The organism is Bacteroides parvus, assembly GCF_017309675.2.
In the GTDB taxonomy this organism is placed as follows: Bacteria; Bacteroidota; Bacteroidia; order Bacteroidales; family Bacteroidaceae; genus Bacteroides; species Bacteroides uniformis.
In genome coordinates this window covers 1-13,181 of record NZ_CP084680.1, presented here as the reverse complement: position 1 = coordinate 13,181, position 13,181 = coordinate 1, and the positions used below count along the sequence as shown (strand labels likewise).

Annotated in this window: 9 protein-coding genes; 5 read left to right on the top strand and 4 right to left on the bottom strand. The window is 49.4% G+C overall.

Translation table 11 applies throughout. The annotated features are described in order from the left end of the window. The first annotated feature begins 45 nt into the window (after positions 1–45). The 4 genes from mtaB to JXR92_RS00030 are packed head-to-tail and all read left to right on the top strand — an operon-like array spanning position 46 to position 3,891. Positions 46–1,362, top strand: coding sequence for a tRNA (N(6)-L-threonylcarbamoyladenosine(37)-C(2))-methylthiotransferase MtaB (mtaB, locus tag JXR92_RS00045; RefSeq protein WP_044469108.1), 1,317 nt, complete (start codon positions 46–48; stop codon positions 1,360–1,362). A gap of 54 nt (positions 1,363–1,416) precedes the next feature. Next, on the top strand, positions 1,417–2,316 hold the full coding sequence (locus JXR92_RS00040; protein ID WP_016273035.1) for a lysophospholipid acyltransferase family protein: 900 nt from the start codon (positions 1,417–1,419) through the stop codon (positions 2,314–2,316). Further along, positions 2,309–3,325: a glycosyltransferase family 2 protein gene (locus tag JXR92_RS00035; protein ID WP_005830203.1), complete on the top strand. Its 1,017-nt coding sequence runs from the start codon at positions 2,309–2,311 to the stop codon at positions 3,323–3,325. The genes JXR92_RS00040 and JXR92_RS00035 overlap by 8 nt, the downstream gene beginning before the upstream one ends. 47 nt (positions 3,326–3,372) lie before the next feature. Next, positions 3,373–3,891: a methylglyoxal synthase gene (locus JXR92_RS00030; RefSeq protein WP_005830204.1), complete on the top strand. Its 519-nt coding sequence runs from the start codon at positions 3,373–3,375 to the stop codon at positions 3,889–3,891. 653 nt (positions 3,892–4,544) lie between these two features. On the opposite strand, the gene folB is transcribed toward JXR92_RS00030, so the two are convergent. From folB to JXR92_RS00015, 3 genes are all read right to left on the bottom strand, one after another. Next, complete coding sequence (gene folB / locus JXR92_RS00025; protein ID WP_005830212.1) at positions 4,545–4,910, bottom strand: dihydroneopterin aldolase; 366 nt, start codon at positions 4,908–4,910, stop codon at positions 4,545–4,547. A 274-nt stretch (positions 4,911–5,184) separates the two neighbouring features. Further along, positions 5,185–7,878 carry a 4-alpha-glucanotransferase gene (locus tag JXR92_RS00020; RefSeq protein WP_138344971.1) on the bottom strand — a complete coding sequence of 898 codons (2,694 nt, stop codon included), beginning with the start codon at positions 7,876–7,878 and terminating at the stop codon, positions 5,185–5,187. Positions 7,879–8,009: 131 nt separating this feature from the next. After that, positions 8,010–10,547 carry an adenosylcobalamin-dependent ribonucleoside-diphosphate reductase gene (locus tag JXR92_RS00015; protein ID WP_131225403.1) on the bottom strand — a complete coding sequence of 846 codons (2,538 nt, stop codon included), beginning with the start codon at positions 10,545–10,547 and terminating at the stop codon, positions 8,010–8,012. 418 nt (positions 10,548–10,965) lie between these two features. On the opposite strand from JXR92_RS00015, the gene JXR92_RS00010 reads away from it, so the two are divergent. After that, positions 10,966–11,700 carry an NADPH-dependent oxidoreductase gene (locus JXR92_RS00010; RefSeq protein WP_131225402.1) on the top strand — a complete coding sequence of 245 codons (735 nt, stop codon included), beginning with the start codon at positions 10,966–10,968 and terminating at the stop codon, positions 11,698–11,700. 95 nt (positions 11,701–11,795) lie between these two features. Here JXR92_RS00010 and dnaA read toward each other — a convergent pair whose 3' ends face one another. Further along, on the bottom strand, positions 11,796–13,181 hold the full coding sequence (gene dnaA, locus JXR92_RS00005) for a chromosomal replication initiator protein DnaA (protein ID WP_117599991.1): 1,386 nt from the start codon (positions 13,179–13,181) through the stop codon (positions 11,796–11,798).

Here is a 13,181-nt window from a genome sequence, read left to right as displayed (position 1 = left end):
GATTAATAATGTATATATTTGCAGCATAAATGTGTTTATAAGCTCATGATAGATACCAATATATTTCAAGATAAGACGGCGGTTTACTATACGTTGGGGTGCAAACTGAACTTCTCGGAGACCTCTACTATCGGTAAAATTTTGCGGGAAGCGGGCGTACGTACGGCGCGCAAGGGTGAGAAAGCGGATATTTGTGTAGTGAATACCTGCTCGGTGACGGAAGTGGCGGACAAGAAGTGCCGCCAGGCCATCCACAAACTGGTGAAGCAACATCCGGGTGCATTTGTCGTGGTGACCGGTTGCTATGCCCAGCTGAAACCGGAGACGGTGGCAAAGATAGAAGGTGTGGACGTCGTGCTGGGAGCCGAGCAGAAGAAGGACTTGCTTCACTACTTGGGCAATCTGCAGAAGCACGAGACCGGCGAGGCCTACACTTCCGCTTTGAAGGATATACGTTCGTTTGCCCCGTCTTGTTCGCGTGGCGACCGGACCCGTTTCTTCCTGAAAGTGCAGGACGGCTGCGATTATTATTGTTCCTATTGCACCATTCCCTTTGCCCGCGGACGTAGCCGTAACGGCAGCATTGCTTCTATGGTGGAGCAGGCCAGCCAGGCGGCTGCCGAAGGTGGAAAGGAAATTGTATTGACCGGTGTCAATATCGGAGACTTCGGCAAGTCTACCGGTGAGACTTTCTTCGATTTGGTGAAGGCGCTGGACGAGGTGGAAGGCATTGAGCGTTACCGCATATCCTCCATCGAGCCGAATCTGCTGACAGATGAAATCATAGAATACGTGTCCCGTTCCCGGCGTTTCATGCCTCATTTCCATATACCGCTGCAGTCGGGCAGTGACGAGGTGCTGAAGCTGATGCGACGCCGTTACGATACCGCCTTGTTTGCCTCGAAGATAAAGAAGATAAAGGAAGTGATGCCCGATTCCTTTATAGGGGTAGACGTGATTGTGGGTACCCGTGGAGAGACGGAGGAGTATTTCGGGCAGGCTTATGAGTTTATCAAGAGCCTGGACGTGACGCAGCTCCATGTCTTCAGCTATTCGGAGCGTCCCGGCACGCAGGCCTTGAAGATAGACCACGTGGTGGCACCCGAAGAAAAGCACCGCAGGAGCCAGCAATTGCTGGAGCTTTCGGACGAAAAGACCCGTGCTTTTTATGCGCGCCATATCGGGCAGACGATGCCGGTGTTGCTGGAACGTCCCAAACCCGGACTGCCGATGCACGGCTTCACTCCCAATTATATCCGTGTGGAAGTCCCTCATGATGCTGCCTTGGACAACCAGCTCGTGTCTGTGCGCCTGGGCGATTTCAATGCCGACGGCACTGCACTCTTGGGAGCAATAGAATGAGGAATGCCGCCTTTGCAACAAATAACTCATAACTTATAACTCATAACTGACGAAGTGAAATCAAAAATTGTCTATTGGCTGACTTATGCGGGCATGTGGCTTGTGGCACTTCTGCCTTTCCGGGCGCTTTATGTGTTGTCCGACGGGCTGTACTTCCTGATGCGCCACGTCGTGCATTATCGGAAGAAAGTCGTTCGCCGCAACCTTCGCAATTCCTTTCCGGAGAAGTCGGAAACCGAATTGATGGAGATAGAGCGCAAGTTCTACCATTATATCTGCGACTATATGCTGGAAGAGGTGAAGATGCTGCGCATGTCTTTCGAGGAGCTCTGCCGCCGGATGAAGTATGATAATAAGGAAGAATACCTTGCCATGATAGAGAAGCATGGAGGCATTGTACTGTTGATTCCCCATTATGCCAATTTTGAGTGGATTATAGGCATGGGGGCCATCATGCATCCGGGCGACATCCCGGTGCAGGTGTACAAACCGCTAAGCAATAAGTATCTGGACGAGATGTTTAAGCATATCCGCGCCCGGTTCGGAGGATACAATGTGGCGAAACATTCCACGGCACGCGAAGTGATAAAGCTTCGCCGTGAAGGCAGGCGGATAGCCATCGGCCTGATTACAGACCAGTCGCCCAACCGCAGCGAGGCCCATTATTGGACCACTTTCTTGAATCAGGACACCGTGTTCATGGATGGCGCCGAGCGCATTGCCAAGCTGATGGACTTCCCCGTCTTTTATTGTGAATTGGAACGGACATCCAGGGGATATTGCAAAGTGCTCTTCGATTTGGTTACCGAAACTCCCAAGCAGACGGCGGATGGCGAGATAACCGAGTGCTTTGCCCGTCGTCTGGAGCAGACCATCCGGCGCGAACCGGCTTATTGGTTCTGGTCTCATAAACGCTGGAAAAATAAACGAAAAGAATCTGTGCAACATGGATAAGATTGCTGTTGTCATATTGAATTGGAACGGATGTGATATGCTCCGTTCCTTCCTTCCCTCTGTTGTGCGTTTTTCGGAGGCGGATGGTGCTGTGGTGTATGTGGCGGACAATGGCTCTACGGATGCCTCCGTGGCAATGCTCCGTCGCGAGTTTCCTTCTGTGCACTTGATTCTGCTGGAAGAGAACCACGGTTTTGCCGACGGATACAATCTAGCATTGAAGCAAGTGGAGGCAGAATATGTAGTGCTGCTCAATTCCGATGTAGAGGTCACCGAGCACTGGCTTGTCCCGTTGGCAGAGTATATGGATGCCTATCCGGAGACGGCCGCTTGCCAGCCGAAGATACGCAGTTGGCGTAACAAGGGGCAGTTTGAGTATGCCGGAGCTGCGGGAGGTTTCATCGACCGCTATGGCTATCCCTTCTGCCGCGGCCGTATCATGGGCGTGGTAGAAGAGGACAAGGGGCAATACGACACGGTGATACCCATTTTCTGGGCTACGGGGGCGGCTCTGTTCATCCGTCTGGCAGACTACCGGGAAGCGGGTGGGCTGGACGGACGTTTTTTTGCCCACATGGAGGAGATAGATTTATGTTGGCGGCTTCGTGCCCGTGGCAGACAGTTGGCATGTATACCGCAGAGTGTGGTATTTCATGTGGGAGGGGCCACTTTGAAGAAGGAGAATCCGCGCAAGACCTTCCTCAATTTTCGTAATAACCTTGTCATGCTTTATAAGAATCTGCCGCAGGAGGACTTGGCGTCCGTGATGCGTGTACGTGCGGTGCTCGATTATGTGGCTGCGTTCAGTTTCATGCTGAAAGGCCAGTTACCCAATGCTTTGGCCGTATTCCGTGCGCGCCGTGCCTACCACTCCCTCCGCACTTCATTAGCAGCGTCCCGCAAAGAGAATCTGAAAAAAACTACGCTTGCCGTAATACCGGAACGGACAAAAAACAGTATATTGGCGCAGTTTTATCTGCATGGAAAGAAATTCTTTTCCCAATTGTAGGAACTGTTGCCTTTTATAATTGTTCAATCTATTAAAGGTTTTGAATTATGGAAAAACTAGTTAGAAAAATCGGATTAGTGGCACACGACGCCATGAAGAAAGACCTCATCGAGTGGGTACTGTGGAACTCGGAATTGCTGATGGGGCATAAATTCTATTGTACGGGCACCACGGGTACCCTTATCCTCGAAGCCCTCCGGGAGAAACATCCTGATGTGGAGTGGGATTTCACTATCCTTAAATCCGGTCCTTTGGGCGGTGACCAGCAGATGGGCTCGCGCATTGTGGACGGAGAGATTGACTATCTTTTCTTTTTCACCGACCCGATGACCCTTCAGCCGCACGATACGGATGTGAAGGCGTTGACCCGCCTTGCCGGTGTGGAGAACATCGTGTTCTGCTGCAACCGCAGTACGGCAGACCATATCATTTCCAGCCCGTTGTTTGTCGACCCGACGTATGAACGCACTGTTCCCGATTACAGCAACTACACCAAGCGGTTTGCAAATAAGCCGGTGGTGGCCGAAGCGGTGGAATCGGCAAAGAAGCGGAAACGGCAAAAATAAGGATGAAACTCGGTTCTACTGGGCATTCTTAATCTATCGCTACCCTTCGTTCATGGACAGCCCACACTGGTGCGATAGCCCACCCTTGCCGTTTGAAGTCATAGAGTTGCACAATAATGGTGTTGGTGAATCTGCCCATTCTATGTCGTTGAGGTATTGGTAGGGGAAGCGGAACTCTGTGAGGTTTATTTTCAATAGTTCATTCCTTCTGAAGTCTGCATAGTTGTATGGGTTTGTAAAGTCGTAAGGGGTGGGCAGGTAGAGGGCATTTCTCCAATGAAACTCGGAGCTGTATTTGATAGCAAGCGGCCGGTAGCAGGAAGAGAGCGACGATGGGGAGTAATGCCAGTCGTTGTATAGCGTTTCTCATTGACTTTTTGTTGATGATGGGGCAAAGGTACGGAATATTGGTATCAATGGTCGTATTCTACGGCAGAAAAGTTGCTGCATGCTCACTGCAGAACTTCTGTATACATTTTGCAGTGCTACTGCATATCTGTTGCAGCGTCACTGCAAAGCTATTGCAGTACTACTGCAAATATATGTGCAGTGTTACTGCAAACCGTTTGCAGCGCCACTGCAAAAAGCATGCAGTGTCTTTGCAGTGGGAAGTGTCTGTGTATCAATAGTGAATGGGGTGATTCGGCAATCTGTCATTCTCCGCGGCGTTGGCATATCTCCACTCCTGCAGCCTCTATATCCGCGCCCATCGGTGGATTGCGCTTTGCCAGCTTGAGGGTTATCTCTTCTATCTGCGGGAAGTCGTGGAACAATCGGTTTATAATTCGCCCGCATACATGTTCCAATAGTTTGGAAGGAATGTCCATCTCTGCCTTCACAGCTGTATGTACATCGGCATAGCTCACGGTGTCGGCTACGTCGTCCGTTTCTGCCGCACGCCGGATATCAACTTGCAGGCGCAGGCTGACGGTAAACTCATTGCCTACCACGGTTTCTTGTTCGCCCACGCCGTGATGGGCGAAGAAGCGAAGCGTGTCAAGGAAAATATAACTGGTCATTACTTGTAGATTGTTTTCTGCAAACTTACTGATATTTTGTGGTACGGGCAAATCAGTATCCGGTTATTACGATTCAGGTTGCGGATTGTATTCTGTAAAATATAAAAATAGCGCGAAATTGTTTTTTATAGAATACAATTATGTGAGGGTCGGAATAAACTTATCGAACTATTTTAGGCACGGAATTATGCGGGTTATCACGGTTGCTTTCAATATTATCCGTGATTGTCCATGTAATCCGTGCCTAAAATAATACTTTGCTAAGAATCCTTTCTTATCTTCCGGTGCTTTCTATCATGCTCCTTATTTTCTCGTTCAGGCTTTCTGCCTTCATCAGTTGTTCCAGTGTCAGGTGCATGCGCCAGCGCCAGTAGTGCCGCGGGTTGGCAGGAATATTGATGCGTTCTTCCTGCACGTTCGGGTTGCGCCATTTGCCGTCCATGGACATCCAGTCTTGCAGGGAGAGGATGCAGAGGATGGAGTTGCTATGGAGGTGATTGCGAACCACTTCTTCGCAGAGCTCCGGCGTGGCCGTTGCCGGTGCGGCACCGTAGTGTCCGAGCATGGTGTTGTAGTAACGCTGCGTCTGTTGTAAGTCTTCTTCCCACCAGCCGCGCAGGGTAGACATGTCGTGCGTGGAGATGGTGCAGACCGAACGGTACGGATACCAGTCTGTGTGGCCGAATTCTTGTTTCGGATCTTTCGGCATACGTTGTATCTCCAGGGAAAGGATACGCAGGTCGTTCATCACCCATGCCACGCAATCGGGAATCATGCCTAAGTCCTCACCGCATACCAGCATGCGCGTGGACTGTGTCAGTTGCGGCAGTTTCTTCATGGCTTGCTGTCCCCAGAAGTCGTTGTGGCGATGATAGTAGTACTGGTCATACAGCCGGTTGAAGGCAGCCTTCTCCCAATCGTTCAGTGCGCGGTAGATGTAGTCGTGCTGCACGCCGATGCGCGGATGGTATTCGTGCGGATTGTTGCGGTCGGGCACGAACAGCACATCGCTGATAAGGGCGTAAAGCCCGTCACGAATCCAGATGCTGTCATCGTCCGTTTTTCCGACAAAGTAGGCTTCCACCTTGCGCTGGGTGTCGAACTCGGGACGCATGCGGTAAACCTCCCACGTGTCTGTCGGCTCTATGAAGGTCTGTTTCACATAGTCTGTATGCGGGCCGAAGATTTGTCCGAGGAAGTACTCATGGATATAGGGCTTCAGGAAGAAGTCTTCGCGGAATGCCAGCCCGTAGCTTTCTATCTCCTCACGCGTCATGGGCAGGGCAGGGACGAATTGTCCCAACAGCCCGTGTACGGCGTGCATCGGTATCTCCCAAATGCGGAAGAAGCCGAGGATGTGGTCTATGCGGTAGGCATCGAAGTATTCCGCCATTTTGTGGAAACGCTTCATCCACCAGGCATAGCCATCTTTCTCCATGACATCCCAGTTGTAGGTGGGAAAGCCCCAGTTTTGCCCGTTTACGGAAAAGTCATCGGGCGGTGCGCCGGCTTGGCCGTTCAAGTTGAAGTAGTGGGGTTCCTTCCAGGCTTCCACACTGTTGCGGCTGATGCCGATGGGGATGTCGCCTTTCAGCACTACACCGTTGGCGCGCGCATGTTCGGTGGCGGCAAGCAGTTGCAGGTGCAGATTGAACTGGATGTAGTAGTAGATGGCGATATGCGGATAGTCGGCAGAGTCCGGCCGGCACAATATCTCTATCTCCTTGGCATCGTAGGTGGCATACTTGGGCCACTCGTGGAAATTCGGGGTCTTGTAGGCATCACGCAGGTAGCTGAAGACGGCATATGGCTGCAACCATTCCTTGTTGGCTTCGTAGAAATTACGGAAAGCATCCGATGCCAGCACCTTTTCCCCTTCCTGCTTGAAGATGAGGTGGAAGTATTCCCACTTTGTCTTGTTCACAGCTTCGTAGTCCACGGTGGGCAGGGCATTCAGTTCCTTCTGGCGTTTGTTGAATTCGGCCATCACCTTCTTGTCCTTCAAGCTGCCCAACTGCTTCAGGTCGGCGTACATGGGATGGAAGGCATAGATGGAGATGCTACTGTAAGGGTAGGAGTCTGTCCAGGTATGCGTCATGGTAGTGTCGTTGATGGGCAGAATCTGCACCGCCTTCTGATTGGTGGCAACTGCCCAGTCAATCATGCGCTTCAAGTCGCCGAAATCGCCTACACCGAAGCTTTTCTCGGAGCGTAGGGAGAATACGGGTACGGCTACTCCGGAACCTTTCCATGCGGGAAGATTGAAGTATACATAACGGTCGCCGACAGCCAGCGTTTCGTTGGCGGCTATCTGCGGGTCGGCCATATAGCGGTTGGGATTGTTCTCCCAGGCCACGGCACGGCGCTCTTTCTTGTTGTAAAGGACGAATTTATACTCCAGCGGGAAGCTGATTTTACCGGCATCCACTTCTACCTGCCATTCGGGGAAGTCGATGTCGCTCATAAGGGCAGCTTTGTCCGGGTTCCAGTCACCCAGCGCCTTCTGGTTTCCGCAAAGTGCCAGGCAGTGGTCATTGTCTATGCAGGGGGCGTACGCCTTTATCAGCAACCCCTTTTTGTAGCTTTTCGGGGCGGCACTGCGTTCGCGATGCGCCAGCAGGGATTCTGTGAAAGCGGATGTATAAAAATACTGCTGCTCGGGCAGATTCTTCCAACAATCTTCTATGCGGTAAACTTTCTTCGGATTGTCTGCAACGTGCAGGATGCGTGGCAGGCTGTTCCACTCTGTCCGTATGGTTCTGCCATCTTGATAGATGTGGTAACTGTATTCGACGCTTCCATTGCCGGGAATCTGGATATCCACTTCCGCGGTCCAGTGAATGCCGTCTACAGTGTGCAGGGGTGTGGCTTTGTCGGGCTGGTTGTTGCCAAGTTCCGGGATGGAACCCAGGACTCTGACTTCTTCACCCCAGCTGGTGCGATACTCGATATTGAATATTAGTGTCATATTATATTAGATTTAGAAATAGCAATAGCTGCAATGATTATGCAAGTATAGAAATTATTCCTCATAATCATGCAGCTACCGTTATCTAAGTCATTTAAATTCCTATGCAAACGTTTGTGCTTGCCGTGGGATTATCCACAGCGGGAAGCTCCGCACGTCTTGCAGATGAGGCAACCTTCTTGGTAAACCAGTGTTTCGTTGCCGCAGTTGGGGCATTTCTTGCCTTTGGCTTCCGTGCCGTCCTGAATGTATTTCTTCAGGGCGCGTTCCACACCGTTCTTCCAGGTGTTGATGTTTTCGCTGTCCAGTTGCAGTGAACCTACCAGCTTGATGACCTGCTCGATAGGCATGCGATAGCGCAATACACCGGAAATCAGCTTGGCATAGTTCCAATACTCTTTGTTGAACTTCTCGGACAGACCCTCGATGGTAACTTTGTATCCGCGCTTGTTCTCGAACTGGAAGTCGTAACGCTTGTTTCCGTGCTCATCCACATTCTTGATGATGTGGCCCGACACCACATTCTTCGGCAGGATGATGCCTTCGTCATCGTCCAGCACACCGGTGAATATCTCGTAGGGATGATTGTCCAGCAAGCCGACGAATGCCACCCATTTCTCCTTGTTGTTCTGGAAGCGGACAACGTCTGCATCCAATATTCTGGGACGTGTTTCAACGACCGTAGGCGGTTTGCACGGGGGAAGCTCAGACTTTTTGTCGCTCTTGGTAGAGATGAGTACACCGGAACGCGAACCGTCGCGGTAAACCGTACAGCCCTTGCAGCCGGATTTCCATGCTTCTACATACAGACGGTTCACGAGGTCTTCGTCTACGTTATTCGGCAGGTTGATGGTTACGCTGATAGAGTGATCCACCCATTTTTGGATACGTCCCTGCATCTTGACTTTCATCAGCCAGTCCACGTCGTTGGAGGTTGCTTTATAATAAGGTGATTTCTCTACCAGGGCATCCACTTCTTCCTGCGTGTAGCGTTTGGCGGGGTTGTATCCTTGTGCTTCCATCCAAGTCACGAACTTGGGGTGGAACACGATATATTCTTCAAAGGCATCCCCGGTTTCGTCGATGAAGTCCACATGGACGTTCGTATCGTTGGGATTCACTTTGCGGCGGCGCTTGTACACGGGCAGGAATACGGGCTCGATACCGGAGGTGGTTTGGGTCATCAGGCTGGTGGTTCCGGTCGGGGCGATGGTCAGACAGGCAATGTTGCGGCGTCCGTACTTCTTCATCTCCTCGTACATTTCCGGGTCGGCTTCGCGCAGGCGGTTGATGAACGGATTGTTCTTTTCGCGTTCTGTATCGTATACCTCGAATGCGCCGCGTTCTTTGGCCATTTCTATGGATGAGCGATAGGCGTTGAGTGCCACCGTCTTGTGTACTTTCTCCGAAAACTCGGTTGCTTCTTCAGTACCATAACGCAATCCCAGGGCGGCAAGCATGTCGCCTTCTGCCGTGATGCCTACACCGGTACGGCGGCCTTGGGCGCTTTTCTTGTAAATCTTCTGCCACAAAACGCGTTCTGTATGTTTCACGTCTTCACTTTCGGGGTCGGCATCTATCTTGCTCATGATGCGTTCTATCTTTTCCAGCTCAAGGTCGATGATGTCGTCCATGATGCGTTGGGCCAAAGCTACATGCTTCTTGAATAGCTCAAAGTCAAAGTAGGCGTCCGGCTTGAACGGATTGACCACGTATGAGTAAAGGTTGATGGCGAGCAGACGGCAGGAGTCGTACGGGCACAGTGGAATTTCGCCGCATGGATTGGTGGATACGGTACGGTAGCCCAGGTCTGCATAGCAGTCGGGCACGGATTCCTTTAATATGGTATCCCAGAACAATACACCGGGTTCTGCCGATTTCCATGCATTGTGCACAATCTTTTTCCATAATGCGGATGCGTCAATGTCTTTTTGAAATGCCGGCTCTGTGGCGTCAATCGGATATTGCTGTGTATATGGTTTGCCTTCGATGGCGGCCTGCATGAAGTCGTCGGTCAGTTTTACGGAAACGTTGGCTCCGGTCACTTTGCCCTCAGTCATCTTGGCATCGATGAAGGCTTCCGAGTCGGGGTGTTTGATGGATACGCTGAGCATCAGTGCGCCGCGGCGTCCATCTTGAGCCACTTCGCGTGTAGAGTTTGAATAGCGTTCCATGAAGGGGACCAAGCCAGTGGAGGTCAGTGCCGAGTTCTTTACCGGTGAACCTTTCGGACGGATATGGGATAAGTCGTGTCCCACGCCGCCACGGCGTTTCATCAGCTGTACTTGTTCTTCGTCTATCTTGAAGATGGCACCATAAGAATCCGCTTCGCCGTCCACACCGATAACAAAGCAGTTGGACAGAGAGGCTACCTGATAGTTGTTCCCGATTCCGGTCATCGGGCTTCCTTGCGGAACAATGTACTTGAAGTGGTCGAGTAAGCCGAAAAGTTCCTCTGAACTTAATGGATTGGGGTACTTGGCCTCAATGCGGGCTATCTCATTGGCTATTCGCCAATGCATGTCTTCCGGAGACTTTTCGTAAATATTTCCGAAAGAATCTTTGACTGCATATTTGTTTACCCAAACTCTGGCAGCCAACTCGTCGCCTTGGAAGTATTTTAAAGATTCTCCGTAGGCTTCGTCATAAGAATAATTTTTCTTTTCCACAGTGTTGTATCTCTTAGGATTAGTTACAAATAAGTAAAATTGTAGAAGTTGTACTTACTTGTTAACAAACGCATTTGCAAAGCTATGAATGTTTTTCAATTTGGCAAAATTAAAATGAATATTTTTATTAACCGGTGGATAGTTTTCTGTTGATTGGTGTTAATTTGTTGGTTTATAATGTTTTAATGCTTTGAGTAAACGAATAAGTTTTCCAAAATGGAATTTATTAACAACTTGTTGGGCTGAAAGGTTCTCGGTTTAGTCGAACATAAGGTTACTTTTATCTGCTCGTAAAGATAATAATTGTTCATTTCTTGTTGAAAAGATGTATTTTATTCCGGATATATGATGATGAAAAAAGTGTGAACTCTTGAATGAATTTTTCGTGGATTACATTATCTTTGCAAAAAAAGAAAGAATGGAAAGCTTGAAACAAAGGAGAACAATCCGAAAATACCAGCAGAAGGATATTTCTGCTGATTTGTTAAATGATTTGCTTGAAACCTCTTTCCGGGCTTCTACAGTCGGAAACATGCAGGTTTATAGTGTGATTGTGACGCGTGATGCAGAGCGTAAAGCCAAACTGGCGCCTGCACATTTCAATCAGCCGATGGTTCAGACGGCGCCGGTAGTGCTTACTTTCTGCATAGATTTGTGCCGTTTCAGCAAGTGGTGTGAGCAACGTAAGGCTGAGCCGGGATACAACAACTTTGAGTGGTTTGTGACGGGGGCTGTCGATACCTTGCTGGTGGCACAGACTTTTTGCGTGGCTGCCGAGAAGAAGGGGTTGGGCATTTGCTATCTGGGAACTACCACTTACAACCCTCAGATGATTGTCGAAGCGTTGAAGTTACCGGAATTGGTGTTTCCCATCACGACAGTCACAGTGGGATGGCCTGCCGAACAGCCGGAACAAGTGGACCGTTTACCGCTGGAGGCCATTGTACACGAAGAGTTTTATCATGATTATACTCCTCAGGACATTGACCGGTTGTATGCCTATAAAGAATCGCTTCCTGAGAACAAGCAGTTCATCTTGGAGAACAATAAGGAAACGCTGGCGCAGGTTTTTACAGATGTGCGTTATACGAAGAAAGACAGTGAGACAATGTCGGAGAATCTTTGGAAGATAATGAAAAAGCAGGGATTTTGAAAATTAAGGATTAGGGAAGATTAGGGATAAGGGGTTAAGCTAATGCATACTTAGCTGCATTTAATCCTTTATCCTTAATCCCTAATCCTTTATTCTTATCCTTTTTTCAGTGCGGCTTGAATCTCGTCGATTTCCGCACGGAATGATTTGTCTACCTCTTTCAGCTCTTTGATGGTTTTGCATGCATGCAATACAGTGGCATGGTCTTTATGTCCAATTAGCGCACCAATTTTTGCAGTAGAGAACTCTGTATAGTTTTTGGCTAAATACATGGCTATTTGTCGTGCTTGCACCACTTCCCGCTTTCTGGATTTTGTGTGGATGGTGGCTGTTTCCAATCCGAAATGCTTGCATACGGTGTTGATGATTTCATCGACAGTTACTGCTTTGCTTTCACTGTTCACCACCTTGCGTACGATACGTTGCGTCAGTTCCAGGTCTATTTCTTTATTGTATATGGTGGAATGTGCCATAATGGAAATGACGATGCCCTCCAGGTCACGTACACTGTCGCCCACGTTTTCTGCAATATAGTCAATCACTTCTTGGGGGAACTGCAGGCCGTCACGGTGTATTTTGTTGCGCAGAATGTTCTTGCGGAGCTCTACGGTAGGTTTCTCCAGCTCAGCTACCATTCCCCATTTAAAACGTGTGATCAGACGCTCTTCCATGCCTTGTAGCAATACCGGTGCACGGTCGGAGGTAAGGATAAGCTGCTTGCCGTTTTGATGCAGATGGTTGAAGATATGGAAGAATGTATTCTGCGTTTTGGTTACGCCGGCAAATTCCTGAATATCATCAATGATTAGAACATCAATGGTCTGGTAGAAGTTGATGAAGTCGTTAGTCGTATTGTTACGTACGGAATCGGTGTATTGCACTTGGAATAGGTGTGCAGATACATACAATACCCTTTTCTCCGGGTATAGTTCCTTGATTTTGGTTCCGATAGCATTGGCAAGATGGGTTTTGCCTACACCTGATGCTCCGTATAGGAACAGCGGATTGAAGATTGTTTTAGCCGGATTGAGAGCGACAGCTTCTGCAACGCTGCGCGACAGCTTGTTGCTGTAGCCTTCGATGAAGGTTTCAAAGTTGTATTCTGGATTAAGGTGCGGGTCAAGTTCGGGGACGGGAATCTGTGGGATCCTTTTGTCCATCACTTGTTTTTGCGGTATGATGGTACGTTGTGTAGACTCCAGGTCGACGGTTTTCCGCGAACTCTTGTCTACCATTACGTTATACATCAATTTAGTTCCCTCACCAATGACCTTATAGAGAGTCTTGCGCAACAAATCAACAAATTTGTCCTCCAAAAACTCATAGAAGAACTGGCTGGGCACTTGTACGACCAGCGTTTTGTCTTCATATTTTAAAGGTATGATGGGAAGAAACCATGTTTTGTATGTCTGCTCCGGAACATTGTCTCTGATGATTTCAAGACAGCGGTTCCACAGCCCGACATGATCTATTTCACTCAT

Bases quoted from the DNA above. Each gene is read 5' to 3' on its own strand.
- mtaB (WP_044469108.1), top strand. From the start codon at position 46: ATGATAGATACCAATATATTTCAAGATAAGACGGCGGTTTACTATACG.
- JXR92_RS00035 (WP_005830203.1), top strand. From the start codon at position 2,309: ATGGATAAGATTGCTGTTGTCATATTGAATTGGAACGGATGTGATATG.
- JXR92_RS00030 (WP_005830204.1), top strand. From the start codon at position 3,373: ATGGAAAAACTAGTTAGAAAAATCGGATTAGTGGCACACGACGCCATG.
- folB (WP_005830212.1), bottom strand. From the start codon at position 4,910: ATGACCAGTTATATTTTCCTTGACACGCTTCGCTTCTTCGCCCATCAC.
- JXR92_RS00020 (WP_138344971.1), bottom strand. From the start codon at position 7,878: ATGACACTAATATTCAATATCGAGTATCGCACCAGCTGGGGTGAAGAA.
- JXR92_RS00010 (WP_131225402.1), top strand. From the start codon at position 10,966: ATGGAAAGCTTGAAACAAAGGAGAACAATCCGAAAATACCAGCAGAAG.
- dnaA (WP_117599991.1), bottom strand. From the start codon at position 13,181: ATGAGTGAAATAGATCATGTCGGGCTGTGGAACCGCTGTCTTGAAATC.